10 protein-coding genes are annotated in these 17009 nt (G+C 59.4%); 7 read left to right on the plus strand and 3 right to left on the minus strand.

What is annotated here, in order from left to right; genetic code table 11:
• The first annotated feature begins 27 nt into the window (after positions 1-27).
• The 5 genes from IPH10_12295 (at position 28) to IPH10_12315 (ending at position 7026) form a co-directional block, all read left to right on the plus strand.
• Complete coding sequence (locus IPH10_12295) at positions 28-1509, plus strand: amino acid permease (GenBank protein ID MBK6911687.1); 1482 nt, start codon at positions 28-30, stop codon at positions 1507-1509.
• 29 nt (positions 1510-1538) lie between these two features.
• On the plus strand, positions 1539-2942 hold the full coding sequence (locus IPH10_12300; GenBank protein MBK6911688.1) for an amino acid permease: 1404 nt from the start codon (positions 1539-1541) through the stop codon (positions 2940-2942).
• Positions 2943-3058: 116 nt separating this feature from the next.
• Positions 3059-5449 carry a glycosyltransferase gene (locus IPH10_12305; protein MBK6911689.1) on the plus strand — a complete coding sequence of 797 codons (2391 nt, stop codon included), beginning with the start codon at positions 3059-3061 and terminating at the stop codon, positions 5447-5449.
• 140 nt (positions 5450-5589) lie between these two features.
• Positions 5590-6237 (plus strand): class I SAM-dependent methyltransferase, encoded by a 648-nt coding sequence (locus IPH10_12310; GenBank protein MBK6911690.1) that lies wholly within the window; start codon positions 5590-5592, stop codon positions 6235-6237.
• 306 nt (positions 6238-6543) lie between these two features.
• Positions 6544-7026: a response regulator gene (locus tag IPH10_12315; GenBank protein ID MBK6911691.1), complete on the plus strand. Its 483-nt coding sequence runs from the start codon at positions 6544-6546 to the stop codon at positions 7024-7026.
• Positions 7027-7132: 106 nt separating this feature from the next.
• Here IPH10_12315 and sthA read toward each other — a convergent pair whose 3' ends face one another.
• Complete coding sequence (gene sthA / locus IPH10_12320; protein MBK6911692.1) at positions 7133-8575, minus strand: Si-specific NAD(P)(+) transhydrogenase; 1443 nt, start codon at positions 8573-8575, stop codon at positions 7133-7135.
• A gap of 232 nt (positions 8576-8807) precedes the next feature.
• Here sthA and IPH10_12325 point away from each other — a divergent pair, with 232 nt between their 5' ends.
• Both IPH10_12325 and IPH10_12330 read left to right on the plus strand, forming a co-directional pair.
• Positions 8808-9230, plus strand: coding sequence for a hypothetical protein (locus IPH10_12325; GenBank protein ID MBK6911693.1), 423 nt, complete (start codon positions 8808-8810; stop codon positions 9228-9230).
• Between the two features lie 343 nt (positions 9231-9573).
• Complete coding sequence (locus IPH10_12330) at positions 9574-10656, plus strand: T9SS type A sorting domain-containing protein (GenBank protein ID MBK6911694.1); 1083 nt, start codon at positions 9574-9576, stop codon at positions 10654-10656.
• Positions 10657-10714: 58 nt separating this feature from the next.
• Here the strand turns inward: IPH10_12330 and IPH10_12335 are convergent, their stop codons facing one another.
• Together IPH10_12335 and IPH10_12340 are read right to left on the minus strand one after the other, a co-directional pair.
• The gene (locus tag IPH10_12335; protein ID MBK6911695.1) at positions 10715-13900 is read right to left on the minus strand and encodes a UvrD-helicase domain-containing protein; all 3186 of its coding nucleotides are present in this window, start codon (positions 13898-13900) and stop codon (positions 10715-10717) included.
• A complete protein-coding gene (locus IPH10_12340) occupies positions 13890-17009 on the minus strand; it encodes a PD-(D/E)XK nuclease family protein (GenBank protein ID MBK6911696.1) in 3120 nt (1039 codons plus the stop codon). The genes IPH10_12335 and IPH10_12340 overlap by 11 nt, the downstream gene beginning before the upstream one ends.

Raw genomic sequence — 17009 nt, forward strand, 5'->3', positions numbered from 1 at the left:
CGGAGGTGACCTCTGGCCAAGCACGATCTGTTTAGGAAGAAAACGCTCGAAGCCTGTCTGGCTGAAGCTGCCGGCGAAAACCGCCTGCGGCGCGTGCTGACCGCAACGGGCCTGACCAGCCTCGGTGTCGGCGCGATCATCGGCACCGGTATTTTTGTGCTTACGGGGATCGCCGCGCATGACAAGACAGGCCCCGCCTTGATTCTGTCGTTCGTCGTCGCGGGATTGGCCTGCATCTTCGCGGCGCTGTGTTACGCGGAGTTCGCTTCGATGGTGCCAATCGCCGGTTCGGCGTATACCTATGCCTATGCCACGATGGGCGAACTGTTCGCGTGGATCATCGGGTGGGATTTGCTGCTGGAATATACCGTGGCTTCCGCGACCGTGGCCCACGGCTGGTCGCACTACTTCCAGGAATTCATTTCGATTTTCGGATTGGAGTGGCCAAAGATCTTGGCCAAAGCGCCCTTCGATTTCGACCCCGCCGTCGGCAGTTTTGTCATGACCGGCGCGGTGGTGGATTTGCCGGCGGTGCTGGCCGCGCTTGTTGTGACAGTATTGCTGGTGCGCGGCATCAAAGAGAGCGCGACGGTCAACAACGTGATGGTCGCGGTGAAGCTGGCCGTGGTGCTGCTCGTGATTGTCGTCGGCGCATTTTACGTGAATCCTGATAACTGGACGCCGTTCGCGCCGTATGGATACACTGGCATCAGCTTCTTCGGGAATGTGATTCACGGCCAGTCGGGAGCGGGGGGCGTGCCGCTGGGCATGCTGGCCGGAGCCGCAATCATCTTCTTCGCGTATATCGGCTTCGACGCGGTTTCGACGCACGCCGAAGAAGCGAAGAATCCCAAAAAGGATATTCCGCGCGGCATTATCTGGTCGCTGGTCCTGTGCACGGTTCTTTATATCGCGGTTTCCGCCGTGATTACCGGAATGGTCCCTTATGACCAGATCAATATTGACGCACCGGTGGCCGCGGCCTTTGATCAGGCCGGATTGGGATGGGCGCACTTTCTGATTTCAATTGGCGCGATTACGGGAATTTCGTCGGTTCTGCTCGTGATGATGCTCTCGCAGCCGCGCGTGATGCTGGCCATGGCGCGTGACGGTCTGGTTTCCGAAAAAGTGTTCGGCGCAATTCATCCACGCTTCCGCACGCCGTGGGTAGGAACGATCATCAACGGCTTGGTAGTGGCCACTCTGGGTGGTCTGCTGCCGCTGCGTGTGCTGGCGGAGCTTGTGAATATCGGCACGCTGCTGGCTTTCGTGATGGTCTGCATTGCGGTCTTGATCATGCGCTACCGGCATCCCGAAGCCGAACGGCCGTTCCGCGCGCCGTTCTTTCCGTGGATACCGATCGCGGGAATTCTCACCAGTTTGCTGCTGATGATGTCGCTGCCGGTCGAGAATTGGTACCGGCTGGCCGGCTGGCTGCTGATCGGATTCTGCATCTACTTCCTGTACGGTAAGACGCACAGCTACATCGGCCGGAAGCAGACCGCGTGAAGCGCGAGCTGAAGCTGCTCGATGCCACGATGCTGGTCGTCGGTTCGATGATCGGCTCGGGAATTTTTATCGTCAGCGCTGACATTGCCCGCAACGTCGGCTCGGCGGGTTGGTTGTTGGTGGTCTGGATTGTCAGCGGCGTCATGACGCTCATTCCGGCCGTCAGCTACGGCGAATTGTCGGGGATGTATCCGCAGGCCGGTGGACAATATGTCTATTTACGCAACGCTTACAATCCGCTGATCGGATTTTTGTACGGCTGGACGTTCTTTCTGGTCATCCAGTGCGGCACGATTGCGGCGGTGGCGGTGGCGTTCGCGAAATTCACCGGCGTGCTGATTCCGTGGTTCTCGGAGAAACACATCCTGTGGCAGGCCGGTGACTTCAAACTGTCCGCCGCGCAGCTCCTGGCTGTGGTGCAGATTGCGGGCCTGACGTTGATCAACTTGCGCGGCGTGCATGAAGGTAAGACGGTTCAGAATCTGTTTACCTTCGCCAAGATTGCCGTGCTGCTGTTCGTGACGGCCCTCGGTTTGAGTTTCGCGGCCAACCCGGATGTGATCGCACAGAATTGGGCGAACGCGTGGACGGCCATGCGCACGACGGTGTCCGATGGCGGACAGATTTCGCGCCAACTGTTGACGGGCACGGATTTGTGGACGGCCTTTGGTCTGGCCTCGGTGGGCTCGCTGTTTGCGCTCGACGCGTGGAACAGTTCGACTTTTACGGCGGCCGAAACGCACAATCCGGTGCGCACAGTCGGGCGCAGCCTGGCCTACGGCACGGGAATCGTGACGCTGCTCTATGTGACGACAAACATATCTTACCTCGCGATGCTGCCCGTCGTCGGTGATCCGGCGGCGACCGATGCGCTGGGGCGCGGGATGCAGTTCGCGACGAGCGACCGCGTGGCGACGGCGGCGGCCGAAACGCTGTTCGGCGGCGCGGCGGCGGCGTTGATCGCGATCTGCGTGATGGTCTCGACGTTCGGCTGTAACAACGGCATCGTGCTCACGGGTGCGCGTGTATATTATGCGATGGCACAGCACGGCTTATTCTTCGAACAGGTCGGCAAACTCAGCAAGCGCAATGTGCCGGCGGTGGCACTGATCGTGCAAGGAGTATGGGCGTCGGTGCTGTGTCTGTCGGGAAGATACGGCGACCTACTCGACTATGTGACGTTTGCCGCGATGCTGTTTTATGTGCTGACGATCTTCGGCATCATGCGGCTGCGTAAATCGGAACCGCACGCCGAGCGGCCGTTCCGTGCACCGGGCTATCCGTACTTACAGTGGCTGTACATCGCGTTCGCGGTGTTGTTCTCACTCAATCTGCTGATCAACAAACCGGAGTATACCTGGCCGGGCTTGATCATCGTGCTGTTGGGTGTGCCGGTCTATTTTTGGTGGCGACGCAAGAGTGAATCCGCTTGATGCCTCCCGTTGTCCCTCCGCGCTCGCGCGCGAACCCGGGGGGAGATTCAGAATCCATGTCACGCGCTGACTTACATATTCATACTAAGTACTCGAACAGGCCCACGAACTTCTTCTTGAAGAAGCTCAAGGTGTCCGAGTCCATGACCGATCCGCAGGCGGCCTATCTGATCGCCAAGCGGCGCGGAATGGATTTTGTCGCGCTGACGGACAGTGACACGCTGGACGGCTACGCACAGCTCGCGCAACACGCGGACGTGATTCCGGCGTGCGAAACGACCGTGCAATTCCCCGAAGACGGCTGCCCTGTGCGGCTGCTGGTGTATGGATTGAACGACGCGCAGTTGGCCAAGCTGTTGGCTTATCGCGGCAACCTCTACTCGGTGCGCGATTATCTGCTGGCCGAGAATCTCTACCACGTCGTCGCGCAACCGCTCGAACCGCACGACGGCAAGCTGTCCGCGGATCACCTCGAACGGATGCTGCTGCTGTTTGATCATTACGAGGCGCGCAGCGGCGGACGGCAAATGCGCACAAATCTGTTTGCGGCAGCGTTTCTCGATGCCCTGACGCCCGAATATCTTGACCAGTTGCAGCGCAAATGGAAGATTGTACCCGCGAGCGAACGTCCGTGGCAAAAGGGACAGATCGGCGCCTCGAACGACTATTGCGCGCAGTATATCGGCTTGACGTGGACGGAAACGCCGCGCGTCAACAATGCCGCGGAGTTTATGCTCCAGTTGCGCGCGCGCGCAGGAGTGCCGCAAGGCAATCACGGTTCGACGATTGCATCGGCGCATTCGATGTATCGCGTCGGCTCGCAGCTTTATGCGCAGAAAGTCCTGAAGCGCGAAGGCGACCTGCAGGGGATTCTCGAACTCATTCTGACGCGGGTGTTGTCGCCCGAACGCCCGTCCCGCCGACAGGTCGTGCGCACGCTGATTGGGAGCATCAAGGGTCTGTTCAAGATCCGCAAGGCGCCGTCGCCCATCGAGCGCAAGCTGATTTCTGAGATCATTCGCGCCTACCGCGCGCTTCCCAAGGAAGACCGGCTGGGCGGCATTGAACGCGATGATCTGCCGACGTTTGACGCGCGGCTTTACAATATGGCCGACCGCGTGCTGAGCGACGTGAGCTACCGACTGCTGGCCGACGCGATGAAAGATTTCGAACGCGGGCAGATCGGCGGCGGGTTACCGCTTATCGCCGCCCTGCTGCCGATTCAAAGCGTGATGGCGCCGTACCTCTATTCGTTCGACAAGCTCAATCGCGACCGCAAATTGATCGCGGAAGTGACTCAGCGCGTGGATGGCGTGCTGGAGCTGCCGAAAAAGGCGCCGCGCAAGAAGGTCGCGTGGTTTTCCGACACGGTGACCGACGTGAACGGCGTCTCGATGACGCTGCAGCGAATGTCGGAGATCGCCGAAAAACTCGACGAGGATTTGCAGATTATCTGTTCGGTCGCGGAATCGCGCGCGCCGCAGGGCAGCAAGTTCCTCAATTTTCCGCCCGTGGGTGAAATTGCGATTCCTGATTATGAATTGCAAAAACTCTCCGTGCCGCCGATCTTGCGCATCGTGCAATATCTCGAATCGCAGGATTTCGATGAGTATATCATCTCGACGCCGGGGCCGATTGGCTTGATCGCGATGTTTTGCGCGCGGCTGTTCAAGGTGCCGGTGCGCGCGATCTATCACAGCGACTTCCCCCAGCACGTGCGGCAGATCACGGGTGACGAAGGACTGGAAGAAACGACGTGGAAGTTCATGCGCTGGTTCTACGGACTGGCCGACGCGGTCTATTCGCCGTCGGACCACTACCGCAAACAGCTGGTCGAGCACGGCTTCAATCCGCGGCGGTTGTTCATCTACACTCGCGGTACCGATCTTGACTTCTATAATCCGCGGCATCGTGACGAGACGTTTTACCAGCCGCACGGCATTAGCAAACGCGTGATCTTCGTCTATACCGGCCGCGTTTCACGTGAAAAGAACCTCGACGTGGTGATTGACGCCTTCCTGCAGGACGAAGTCTTGCAAAAGAAGGCCGCGTTGGCGATTGTCGGCGACGGACCTTATCGCGAGGAGCTTGCCGCGCGCAATCTGCCGCCGATGATTGTCTTCCCTGGCTTTGTCAAAGGCAAGCAGTTGGCGAAGGCGTATGCGTCGGGTGACGTGTTTGTGTTCCCTTCGACGACGGACACCTACGGAAACTCGGTGTTGGAAGCGCAGGCGTCCGGTTTGCCGTCGCTGGTGTCTAATGAAGGCGGACCCAAAGAAATTATTTTACCCGGCGAAAGCGGACTTGTGCTGCCGGGTTATGACGTCAACGCGTGGCGCGATGCGATGCGTTCACTAGTGGAATCGGACGATCTCAGGCATCGTATGGCCGCGGCTGCGCGTGCGCGCGCCGCGACGCGTGATTGGACCACAGCTTTCCGCGAATTCTGGGATGAAGATCCGTATCCAAAGGCGGACGAAGCCGTGCGCGCGGTCGTCATTGCCTAACCCCCCGCGCCTGCACCAGTGTGAACGCTGGATCTGTCGCCGCTGGCGCGCGATGCTTGAAGTGAGTTGCATTGTTGATTGCGTGACCCCCCTTGCTGCCTGGACGTCCGGGGAGCGAATATGCATAGGAGACGACACAGTTGCCCGTAATTGAACACGCGCGAAAAGCGCGCCCCGATGGCTACACTTCCGATAATCACCGGAAGTGGGAGTTTAACAACTCGCTTTATCAGAAGCACCTCGAGCTCTATCTCGACCACATGTACAAGCTGCTGACTTTCACCGGCGCGCAGAATGTGCTGGACGCGGGCTGCGGCGAGGGCATCGTCTATCGCTCCATGGTCGAACGCGGCTATAAAGGCAAGTGGACCGGATTCGATTTCAGCGCCGAAGCGATTGAGTTCGCAAAGATCGCGTCGCCCGAAGCCGATTGGCACGTTGGCAGCGCGTATGAAGTGCCGTTCAAGGACGAACAGTTTGATGTCGTGTTCTGCTCGCAGGTGCTGGAACACTTGCCTAATCCCGAGAAGGCTCTGGCGGAACTCGACCGCGTCGCCGAGCACTGGCTGTTGATTTCCGTGCCGTACGAGCCGGTGTTCCGCACGTTGACGTGGATTTCCATTAAGCTCGGACTGGGCGGCGACCCGGGTCACGTCAATCACTGGCGACCGGCCGACTTTCGCAGATTCTTGCGCCGTGCCGGAAAACTGCACGCGTGGGAGCGCACAACCGTCTATCAGATCGGCCTGGTGGATGTGCGACCGAAGCATCACACGAAGCCAGTTTGACCATATCGCGCTGGCATCCAACACGCGACGGAGCACCGCAATTGTGTCGCGGAATACGGATTGCAGAATGCATGGAGCAAATGCTATAGGTTGAATGAACACAGCCGTTTGTTGAAATGACGCGACAATGATGGGGCGATGCAGCCCGCGCGAAGCATCGTCTGAATCTCGGGTCACGTTAGTAAACTCAAGTTTGAAATATAGATCGCCGTTCCGCTGACCCGGAACGGCGATTCTATTTGGATCAGGTCCGCGCTTTGCCTTAAGGAAAGCCGAGCATGATGATGATGATAAGGTGACGATACGATGAACAGCTATGGGTGGAACGTGTCCGAACAGCGTGTGCCGATAGACATACTGCTGATCGAAGACCGGGATGAAGCCATCGAAATGGTGGAAGGAGCGATTCAGGAGACGCGTCTCCGCAATCGCATGGTGGTCGCGCGTTCGCAGCTTGAAGCGCTCCACTACTTGCGGCATACGACAGCGCTCGGGCCGCAGGACGCCGACGCGGGCTTGAACAAACCGGGCTTGATCTTGCTCGACATTAACATGGATAAGCAGCAAGGGTTCGATGTGCTGCACGAAATTCGCACGGACCCGCGCTTGATGACAATTCCCGTGGTGGTTCTGACCGACAACTTGGCGGAATCAGACCTTGCTTACACGATCTCGCACGGCGTGACGGGTTACTTCCTGAAACCGATGGACCCCGCTCAACTACGCAAAGTCGTGCGCGACGTGGAAGACCACTGGAACCTGCTGTGGAACGCACCCTGCGCCAATTGATTGCCTGAAACCGTATGTGACGTGACTACGCGCTACGATGAATAAGAACGCCCGCCGATAACCTCGGCGGGCGTTGATGTTTTCGGAACGGCGAGCGACCGGCGCGCTACGAGGCGGGAGCCGGTACGGGTTTCTTGACCGCGTTCAAAGCGGCCAATCGGTTTGAGGCGTCGAGCGCCGCGACCTTGTAGCACTCGGCTAAGGTCGGGTAGTTGAAGACCGCGTTGATGAGATAATCAATCGTGCCGTTATGCGCGATCACCGCCTGGCCGATGTGAATCAGTTCAGTCGCGCCCGTGCCGATCGCGTGCACGCCGAGCAGACGGCGCGACTGTTGGGCCACGATGAGTTTGACGACGCCGGTTTCGTCGCCGAGAATGTGCCCGCGTGCGATTTCGCGATAGCGCGCGACCCCGATCTCATAGGGAATAGACTCCTGCGTCAGAAGTGCTTCCGTCGCGCCGACGGTGGAGATTTCGGGAATCGTGTAAATGCCGTACGGATAGATATCGGCCACCTGCCGATCGTCGCGCACTCCGCACAAATCGAGAGCGACCATGCGGCCCTGTTCCATGGACGTGCTGGCCAGCGCGGGAAAGCCGATGACATCCCCGACCGCGTAGATATGGTCGAGGTTGGTGCAGCAGCGTGAATTCACTTTGACCCGGCCCCGATTGTCCACTTCGATGCCGGCCTTATCAGCGGAGATCAGGTCGGCATTGGCTTGGCGGCCGGCGGAATAGAGCGCGGCGTCCGAGACGACGATCTTGCCGGACGCGAGCTTCGTGACGGCGCGCGGCGTTTCACCCGTGCGGTCAATTTTGACGTCTTCGACTTTTTCGCCGAGCCGGAAGACCACGTTCAACTGCCGCAATTGATAGATCAGTGCGTCCACGATTTCGGTGTCCACAAAGTTCAAGAGCGAAGCGGCCTGGTCTATCACCGTGACATGCACACCCAGCGCCGCGAAGATGCTCGCATACTCCAGCCCGATGACTCCGCCGCCGATACAGGTCAGCGAACGCGGAATCTGGCGCACGTCGAGAATTGAGTCCGCGTTGAGTATCGTCAGGCCGTCATGCTCAATGCCCGGCGGCATGTACGGACGCGTGCCGACGGCAATCACGATGTTCTCACCGTACAGCTCTTGTACTTCGCCGTGATGCTCGACGGCGATCGTATGCGCATCCACGAATCGCCCTTCGCCGACCACGATGGTCACGTTGTTGCGCGTCAATTGATTGCGAATGACCTCCCATTCGCGCATCATCACCATCTGAGTGCGATGCCGCAGGTCGTCGGCGGTGATGTGTTCCTTGTTGCGATAGGCGGATCCATAAAAGGCGCGTTCCTGAATTCCGCTTAAGTGAATCGCGGCTTCGCGCATCGTCTTAGAGGGGATTGTTCCCGTGGCCACGCAGACGCCGCCCAACTCGCGCATGCGCTCCACGATGGCGACATTGCGGCCCAATTTTGCGGAAGCGATGGCGGCGCGCTGACCGCCGGGGCCGCTGCCGAGAACAACTAAATCGTACTTTTGTGATGACATTCGCGATGTCCGGCCTTGACCCGGGAAAGTTGGAGTGACCCGATGTGAAAGTTATCCGCGCATTGAATTGCAACATCTACTCCACGGATGGTTGCAAATCGCCGTCACCCAGATGTTGCAAGAATACAGCGGCGATTTTTCAACTGATGCGTTCTCAGTTAGTTGCGAACTCGAAATTGTTGGCCCCGCAGTTGCGTAAGCAGGAACTGGAATCACCCAACCCGATACTACCATGAATCAGCGCGGCATTACAACACTTGAACTCATGCTCGTCGTTGTGATTATCGGCATTCTGTCCATGATCACGATGACCGAGTTCTTCAAAGTTCACAATCGCGCCTACGTCGGCGCGGCGCTCTCCGACCTGCAAGTGCTCCGGCAAGCGATTGCCATGCATGACGCAGAGTACGGCTATTTCCCAGACGTGGACGCCAACAGCCTGAATGGTCTGGTGTCGCAGTTGATTGATCCCATGGGTCATCCGTATTTAAGTCCGCCTTCCGGACGTAACTGGTCCACGTTTGCGTATGTCGCTCCAGATCCGAGTGATCTCACCGGTGACTACGAGCTCACAGTGGTCTGTATGGATCACCAGCGCACGCAAATCACCGTGCACTGGAATTCTGTCGTCGAGTACCTCCGGCTGGGTCCGTAAAAGTTGTCAGCATGACTGAATTCATGCGGTCAGCACTAATCTGCTGGCCGCATTTTTTTGCGTAGCATCCCAGCCAGAGGCATGCGCTCATGACTGACTGGGAGTTTTTTCGTGCACTTTGCAAAGTGACCCATTCTTCACAACCGTCGTCTATCGGGTCAATATTTGTGCATGTCTATTGGGGGCCTTGGCTTAGTTGTGACGCTCATATTTAACATGGTATGTATAGTGTTATCCTAATGAAAAGCCTGCTCTTGCCTTGTCTCGTTGCCATCTCTCAACGTATATTGTAGCGTAAATTGAAGCAAAAATGTCTTGATGGAATCAACCGCCGAGGAGCAACATGAACAAGCTGAAATTTGTTGTAGGAGTATTTGCACTGACCCTGATTGTGGGTTTCGGTGCCACAAAAGCAAATGCCTGGTGCGACCCGCTGGATATCTACTGCGGGTTCACGATCACGGCAGATATTTGGTCACAGCATGATGACGTTTCGCGTTATCGGCACCTGGGCAGCAGCTCGGACTATTGCACACCGGGCCCGGACTCGTCGCGCTGGCGCGGCCGCTCGGATATCTACCGTATTCACAACCCCGGCGATCCGTTCACGCTGACGCTGGATTGGGAGGATGACCCCAACTCGCTGCTCGATGACCTCGTGTTGGTCGTTCTGGAAGATTGCGACGCCAATCGCTGCATCGGTTCGGACTATCACACGCTGGAGTTCTCGACGGCCAATGGCAATGCAATCGTGGACGACGACGCCAACGGCATTTGGGTTATCGTGGACAGCCGCACCGACATTCACAAGGAATACACGTTGAGCGCATACTGCGGCGACTTCCCGTTCGCCGTGGAGCTGATGTCGTTCTCAGCGAGCCGCAGCGCCGATGGCATCGCGCTGAACTGGAGCACCGCCTCGGAAACGGACAACGACCGCTTTGAAGTTTCGCGCCGTGATCTGACCGGCGACGACTGGATGACCGTGGCCGTTGTCAACGGTCAAGGGAACAGCGCAGCGCGTCACGACTACTCGTTCGTGGATCGCAACATCAACAACTCGGGCTATTCGTACGAATTGGCCGGCTACGATGTGAACGGCGTCCGTCAGGTGTTCGGCACCGTCGAAGTTGAAGCCGCGACCCCCGTCGCGCCGGTGCTGGAGTCGTATGAACTGGTCGGTAACTACCCGAATCCGTTCAATCCGACGACGAACATTCGCTTTGCGCTGGCGAACGCCACGGAAGTGCAGTTGACGGTGTATGACATCGCGGGTCGTGAAGTCGCCGACCTCGTGAACGGCATGGTTGAAGCCGGCGTGCATGACATCGAGTTCGACGCAAGCGGTCTGTCCTCGGGCGTCTACTTCGCACAGTTGCGCGGCGCTTTTGGCAGCGACGTGATGAAGATGGTGTTGATGAAGTAAGCTACCCTGCTTAATACATGGAAGCGGCTGGCGCGCAAGCGTCAGCCGCTTTTTTGTTTTACGGCAAACGGTAGAGCACATTCGGCCGCAGGAAATAGACGCGCAATTCTGCCGGAGCGCGACCGATCACTTCGCGCAGCAGCGCGGCATAGTCCTGCAATTGCGGGCGATGAACTTCCGCCCGGGCCGCGGCCTGGTCTAAGAGCAAATGGTCCGTTTTATAGTCGAGCACAATCCACTCGCCGTGCTCATTTTCAAACAGCAAGTCCACCGCGCGTTGCTGAACGACGCCCTGCGGCGCGGCAAACAGCGGGAGTTCGGTCAGAACACGGCGAGCCCGCGGCAATTCGTGCGCGAAGAGCGCGGAGGCCATGATTTGTTCAAGCAGTGATCGCGCTTCGGCCTGCGCATCCGCTTCCAGCACGACAGCGGCCTCGGCGGCACGCCAGGCGTCAGCAAATGCAGACTGATGGGCAAGTCGTTCCAGCGCGGCATGCATAAACGTGCCGAACCGGCGCGCGCGAACCTGCTCCCACGCGACGACCGGCACATCGTCGTCGGCAGATACGGGCGCCGCGCACAAACGAGCGATCTGCGCGTCGTGAACGGCTGCCCACGTTTGCAATTCGGTCGCATCGGCGGGACCTGCGTCTTCGGTAAGAGCCAACGTGTGCGCGTATGGCCGAAATCCGCGCAGGGGCTCGCTCGCACTCTGTGCGCTGACCACTTCGTGCTGCCCCGCAACGATCTCGGGATGAGCCGCGGGCCAATACCGCGCCGCAAGCACCGCCGGGCGATCAGGATTCAAATCGCTCTTCCGGGACGAGCGGCGCCAGCCCATTGGGACGACGAGCTTGTCGCAAGCACGCGTCAACGCGACGTAAAGCAGGCGGTCATTCTCCGCATGGGTCGCCGCTGTCTCAAGCGTATTGGCCTCCGCATAATTTGTCGTAAAGAGTTCGGCCTTCTTGGATTTACTGAAGGCGATATTCGGCCCTTGCGAGTGGCGACGAGACAACAGCCAACCAGCTTGGTCGCGCTCCTTGTCGGAATACGCGTACAGATACACCGTCGCGAATTCAAGGCCCTTCGATTTGTGTATCGTGAGAATCTGCACGGCATCTTCTTGTCCTTCACTCGCGTCGAGCTCGGTGCTTTGAACGAGCTTATCCATTTCGTTCAGCGACTCCACGATGCGCGACAATGCGGTCACGCCGCCTTGTTCGAGCCGGCGAATAATGGCAACCACGGTGCGAAGATTCTGCACGCGCTGCATGCCGTCCGATTTCAAACCATACACGATATCGAGCGAAAAACTTGCGAGCAGCCGCTCGGCCAGCGCGGATGCGCGTTGCCGCTTGGCGCGCTCGTGCCAAACACGCAACTCCGCCAGTGCGCGGACGACCGGCGAATCATCGCCCTGCGCGATGGTGTACACAAACGATCCGCCGGTGATCTTGTGCTGATAGAGCTCGTCGTCGGACAACGCAAACCACGGCGAACGCAGCACGCCGACCACAGCGACCGTGTGCTGCGGATTGGCGAGCGCCGTCAGCATCGTCAACAGCGACTCGACTTCGACGCGCTCGGCGAACGTGCTGTTCATGAAACTCACGAAGGGGATGTCGCGCGCGCTGAGCGCCTCCAGCAGGTCGTTTAACCGCGTGCCTTTGCGCAGGAGAATCGCCGTGTCGCCGTAGCGATGCCCCTCGACGCGGCGTTGGACGAGATGCTCGGCGATGGCTGCGGCTTCCCAACGGCCGCTGGTGACGGCGGATTTATCGTGGCGGGTGTAACCGGACGGCGGCAGCAGTAATTCAATGGCGTCCGCCGCGTGCTGTGCGCCATCATGCGCGACCAACGGCTCATAGCTCGGAATATGTTCATCCTGCGAATTCATCACTGGTGTGAACAGCGCGTTCACTTCCCGCACGATGGAGGGACGACTGCGGAAATTCGTCGAGATCGCCAGCACACGCCCCGCCTCGGCGATGCGCTGGGCCACATCACGATAGACCAGCATGTCCGCTCCGCGAAAACGATAGATAGACTGCTTCGGATCACCAACAATGAAAAGTTTGCCCGCTTTGAGATTTACATTGCGCCAATCGGCCGCGAAGTCACCGTCCTGCTCGCAGAGGTAGAAGGCGATTTCGACCTGCAACGGATCGGTATCTTGAAACTCATCTATGTGAATGTGGTCGTACTGCTTCTTGAAAAAGTCCCGGGCGATGCGCGAGTCGCGCAGCATGTCCCGGCAATAGAGCAAGAGATCGTCGAAGCCCAGCGCGCCTTGCACCCGAAGTGCGGCGCGATATTCATCAATCCCCGGACCTATCCACGTGACGAGTTCGCGGACGATATTGTTGACGAGCGTGGAGCGGACCTGCGCCGAGATGTCGGCAAGTTGCGCTTGGGCGTCTCGCGCTGCCGCAATCGCCTGTTTGTCACACCAATTCTCCTGCTTTCCGGTTCTGCTATTGCCAAGCCGCAAAGCCCTTAGCCAACGCGCGCCGGTAACGGAATAGATTTCGGCAGGTTGCTCTTGAAGCCAGGAGCGCACACCCTCAATGACAAGCATCATCCCGTCGTCTTGCACGCGACAGTTGCCCGCGTGTGCAAGAAAGCGCTGCGCGGCGGCGATCATGTCGGCGGCGATGGAGTTGAGCGCATCCCCGTCTGCTGCAACGAAGACAATCTCCGCGGGTCTGATCCGCGCCTGCACGAGCTCATTAAAGAGCGACGCCACGCCGCTGCCACCGCTATCCAATAGGTTCCATCCGCAAGCGTCGGCGATCTCGAAGGCGCGCGGCACGTCGCGGTCGAGCGCGGCGGCCAACCAGTTGTCACGAAACTGCGAGAGCCGCGCACGCTGCTGCAATTCATCCAGAGCAATGAAATCCGGCGGAAGATTGGCCTCAACGGGCAGTGTACGCAGCATCTCGCTGGCCAGCGCATGAATCGTGCAAACGGTCATGCGATCGAGTGCGTTCAACGCGGCGCGAACGCGTTCTGTCTGCGCCGTCGTCTGAAGCATGGCACGCAGCCGCTGTTTTAGGTCACCGGCTGCTTTCACTGTAAACGTCACGGCGGCGATGCGGTCGGCAGCCACACCGGCTTCGATCAACGCGAGAATGCGCGTAATCAGCAGACGCGTCTTGCCCGTGCCCGCTCCCGCTTCGACAAGCATCGTCTCGTTGTGCGTGTGCGCGGCATGATCGCGCGCGGACTGGTCACGCAGCATCGGCGTCCTCCCCTTCATCCGTAGGAGCACTCCGCTCGCAACGCAATCCCGCTATCGTCGCCCTGGAAATTTCTTTGGCCGCGTGACGCTGTGCTCCGCAAGCGAGCTTGGCGGTGCAACGTCCGCAAAGTCCGTGTTCGCCGGGGTCGGGATGAGCCACAAAGACGCCATGACGCAAATCGCTGCTCAGATCAACCGCCACGTGCAGGCGTTGATCACGCTCGACCTGATTAATCAGCGTCTCTTCCTTCAAGTCTCCAAAGTAGACATAGCGGCTGGCGACCGTAGCGTTCGGCTCCGTCTGACCGGCAACAAGATGGTAGACGCTTAATTGCAAACGGCACTGTGCGGCGCGCGACTTCTTGGGCGGTTGCTTGCCGGACTTGTAGTCTGTGATCACGATTTCGCGGCCATGCTCGTCGCCATCCCAGCGGTCAATGCGACCGCCGAAACTGATGTGTTCGCCGTTTGCCGCGATGAACCGCACGGCATCGGGGAACGGCGGTTCACCGTAACCGAATGACTCTTCGACGTGACGCGTCCGCAGCGTGGTGCTCGAATGTAACAATTCGCGGTGATAATATGCAAGGTCGTCCAGCAGGTCGCGCTCCAAGCGCTCGGCCGCGTAGCGCGATCCAATATCGTTGCGGCGCGCAAACTGCGCAAGCACGGTGCGTGTCACAACGGCGAGATCATTCCATTGAAAATTGTCCGCCGTGAACGGCAAATTGAGGCGGTCGGCATGGTAGCGTTGGAGAATCGTGTGCAGCAATTGACCACGGTCGAGTGCGGTGACTGGCGCGAGCGGCGACAGTTCCTCCGGCGCATACGCCTCTAACTCACGTTCAACGAAGGCGCGAAACGGACACATCCAGTAGCGCTCGAGGTGCGTCGGAGAGAACACGTGCGCAGGTGCATAGCGGTGCGTGAGATCAGCGCGGGCTGCTTCGCTCGTCAGCAAACCGTCGTACGGTGTGAAAGTTGAGGAAAGAAAGCGCGCCCCTTCCACCCGCAGAGCCCGAACGCAGCGGGGATTCCCGCGCAAGTGGCGCAGTGGCGCGATCGTCCGCTCGCTCAAGGCCCGACCCAGCGACAGACGGTCAAATTCCGCCATATGAAGAGCGACTTCGCGGGGCACGCCGGATAACGCATTGGCCGAGACGATTCGACAGCGCCGGGGATCGCGATACGCAAGTTTGTCAAAATCGTCGGCGGGATCGGCGTCCGGATGGAGGCTGCGCAACAATTCCGTGGCGTAAGACGACACGAGCTGCGGGCGACCTTCTGTGTTGGCGCGCGCGATGCAGAGATACGCATGCCGCGTGGCTGACGACAACGACAGTGCCAGGAAGAAGCGTTCGCGATCCTGCCAGGCCGTGCGCGCGGGCAGGTCGCAGTGAAGTTCGTTGCGAATCACCGCGCGGTCGCCATCGAGCAGAAGCGGATCCTGGCGGTCGGCGTGCGGCAGCGTGCCCTCGTTGAAACCGGGCAGGAAGACGTGGTCGAAGCGCGCACCGAAAAACTGCTCACGCGCCGCAATCAGCGGCGTACTGCTGCCGAACGTGCCGAGACGTTCACCGGGCGTTTCCAGCGCCGCCAACATAAACTCACGCAGCGCGGTCGGCGTGCAGCGCACACGGGCATGATCCAACAGCGCCGCTTGTTCCAATTGCACGGTTACATCGGCGAACGATTCATCCAGCACGATGCGCGATACGTAGAAGTCCCAGAGTAACGCAACAGCCCGGCTCCAGTCGGTCGCGGCTCGCGCAGCCGTGATCACGGCGACAAGAGATTCGACAAACATGAGCAGCCGCTCGCACTGCGCGAACGATTCCTTGACCGCCGCGAGCGTGGCAGTCTCTTCGTCGCCGCTGCGTTCGGCGATGCGTTCCATACGGTATTGCAAGCGCGAGCGCAACTGTTCGAGCCGTGTCCGCCATTGCGCGGCGCCGGCGCGGATACGCGCCTCTTCCGCAAGCCGATGCCACGTTCCGCAATCGGCGGCGATATCGCTATTGAAAGGCGATGCCGCGAGGAAGGATTGTACGGAGGCGAGCGTGAATTCACCGTCCAGCAAATCGGCCAACGCCGCGAAGCCCGCACCGGCGGCGGATTGCGCCAGCGTCTTGGCCTGATACTGATACGGCGTAAGCGGAATTAACGCGCATTGGTCTTCCAGCAGTGCTGCGAGACCACGTGCGCCCGGCGGCAGCACAATGGCAACGTCCGGAGTCTGCGCCGTGTACAGAATATCACGGAGTATTTCCGCCGCGACGCCACTGTCGTCCGGCGCCTTCACAAAGTGCAGTTCGGGCGGCGGCGCGTTGTCCGTCAGCCGTTGTTCTGCGCAGCCGCGATCAAGGTACCATTGGCGCAGCGGCGCTGTGTAGTTGTAGTCGGCGTCATCCGGAATAAATGGCAGCAGCGCGGTGGTGTGAGTCGCCCTCATGGCCGACTCAAGTATGGCTCGTGACAGCGGCGGCAGCTCATACAGAGCATAGAGTACCAGCGGCGGCAGCTTCGGCGTGTCGTGAGTGACCGCGGTCAGGGCTAACTGTTGAAGTAGTGCGCGGTCGCAGAGCCGCAAGCTGCTCAATTCCGCCGCGATGGCGTCGCAAAGCAGGATGAGGTCGCGGACTTTGGCGGCGCGCTCTTTCTGCGTGAACTGTGCCGGGTTCAACTGCTGCGGCGCGATTCGTGCAAGGACAAGCTCTTGAAATGTGCGCATCAGCGCCATACGAAATCCGCGCGTCGCGGCCACGGGTCCAAGATATTGCAAGCGGGCTTGCAACCGCTCAACGATCCGCGCCAGCAGCGGATCCACGATACTCTCGGGCAGCGTACGCCAACCGTCGCGCAGCAACAGCGGTTCGGCGAGCTTGCGCATCAACTCGTGCAGCGTGAGGGCGCGAATGTTCGCCGTCACACCCAGCGACCGCGTGAAAACGCGGCGCAGATGCAGCCGGGTCAGTTGATTCGGTACAACGACCCACGTCTCCGCAAGGCGATCAGACGATTGAAGCGCACGCACAACCTCCGGCAGCTCGGCTTCAAGCGAAGCAAGCTGACCCGTGTAGAGCGTATGCTGTAGCATGGCTTCGGTCAT

Source organism: bacterium (assembly GCA_016702305.1).
In the GTDB taxonomy this organism is placed as follows: Bacteria; Electryoneota; RPQS01; order RPQS01; family RPQS01; genus JABWCQ01.

Bases quoted from the DNA above. Each gene is read 5' to 3' on its own strand.
- IPH10_12315 (MBK6911691.1), top strand. From the start codon at position 6,544: ATGAACAGCTATGGGTGGAACGTGTCCGAACAGCGTGTGCCGATAGAC.
- IPH10_12335 (MBK6911695.1), bottom strand. From the start codon at position 13,900: ATGCTGCGTGACCAGTCCGCGCGCGATCATGCCGCGCACACGCACAAC.
- IPH10_12300 (MBK6911688.1), top strand. From the start codon at position 1,539: ATGCTGGTCGTCGGTTCGATGATCGGCTCGGGAATTTTTATCGTCAGC.
- sthA (MBK6911692.1), bottom strand. From the start codon at position 8,575: ATGTCATCACAAAAGTACGATTTAGTTGTTCTCGGCAGCGGCCCCGGC.
- IPH10_12325 (MBK6911693.1), top strand. From the start codon at position 8,808: ATGAATCAGCGCGGCATTACAACACTTGAACTCATGCTCGTCGTTGTG.
- IPH10_12330 (MBK6911694.1), top strand. From the start codon at position 9,574: ATGAACAAGCTGAAATTTGTTGTAGGAGTATTTGCACTGACCCTGATT.
- IPH10_12340 (MBK6911696.1), bottom strand. From the start codon at position 17,009: ATGACCGAAGCCATGCTACAGCATACGCTCTACACGGGTCAGCTTGCT.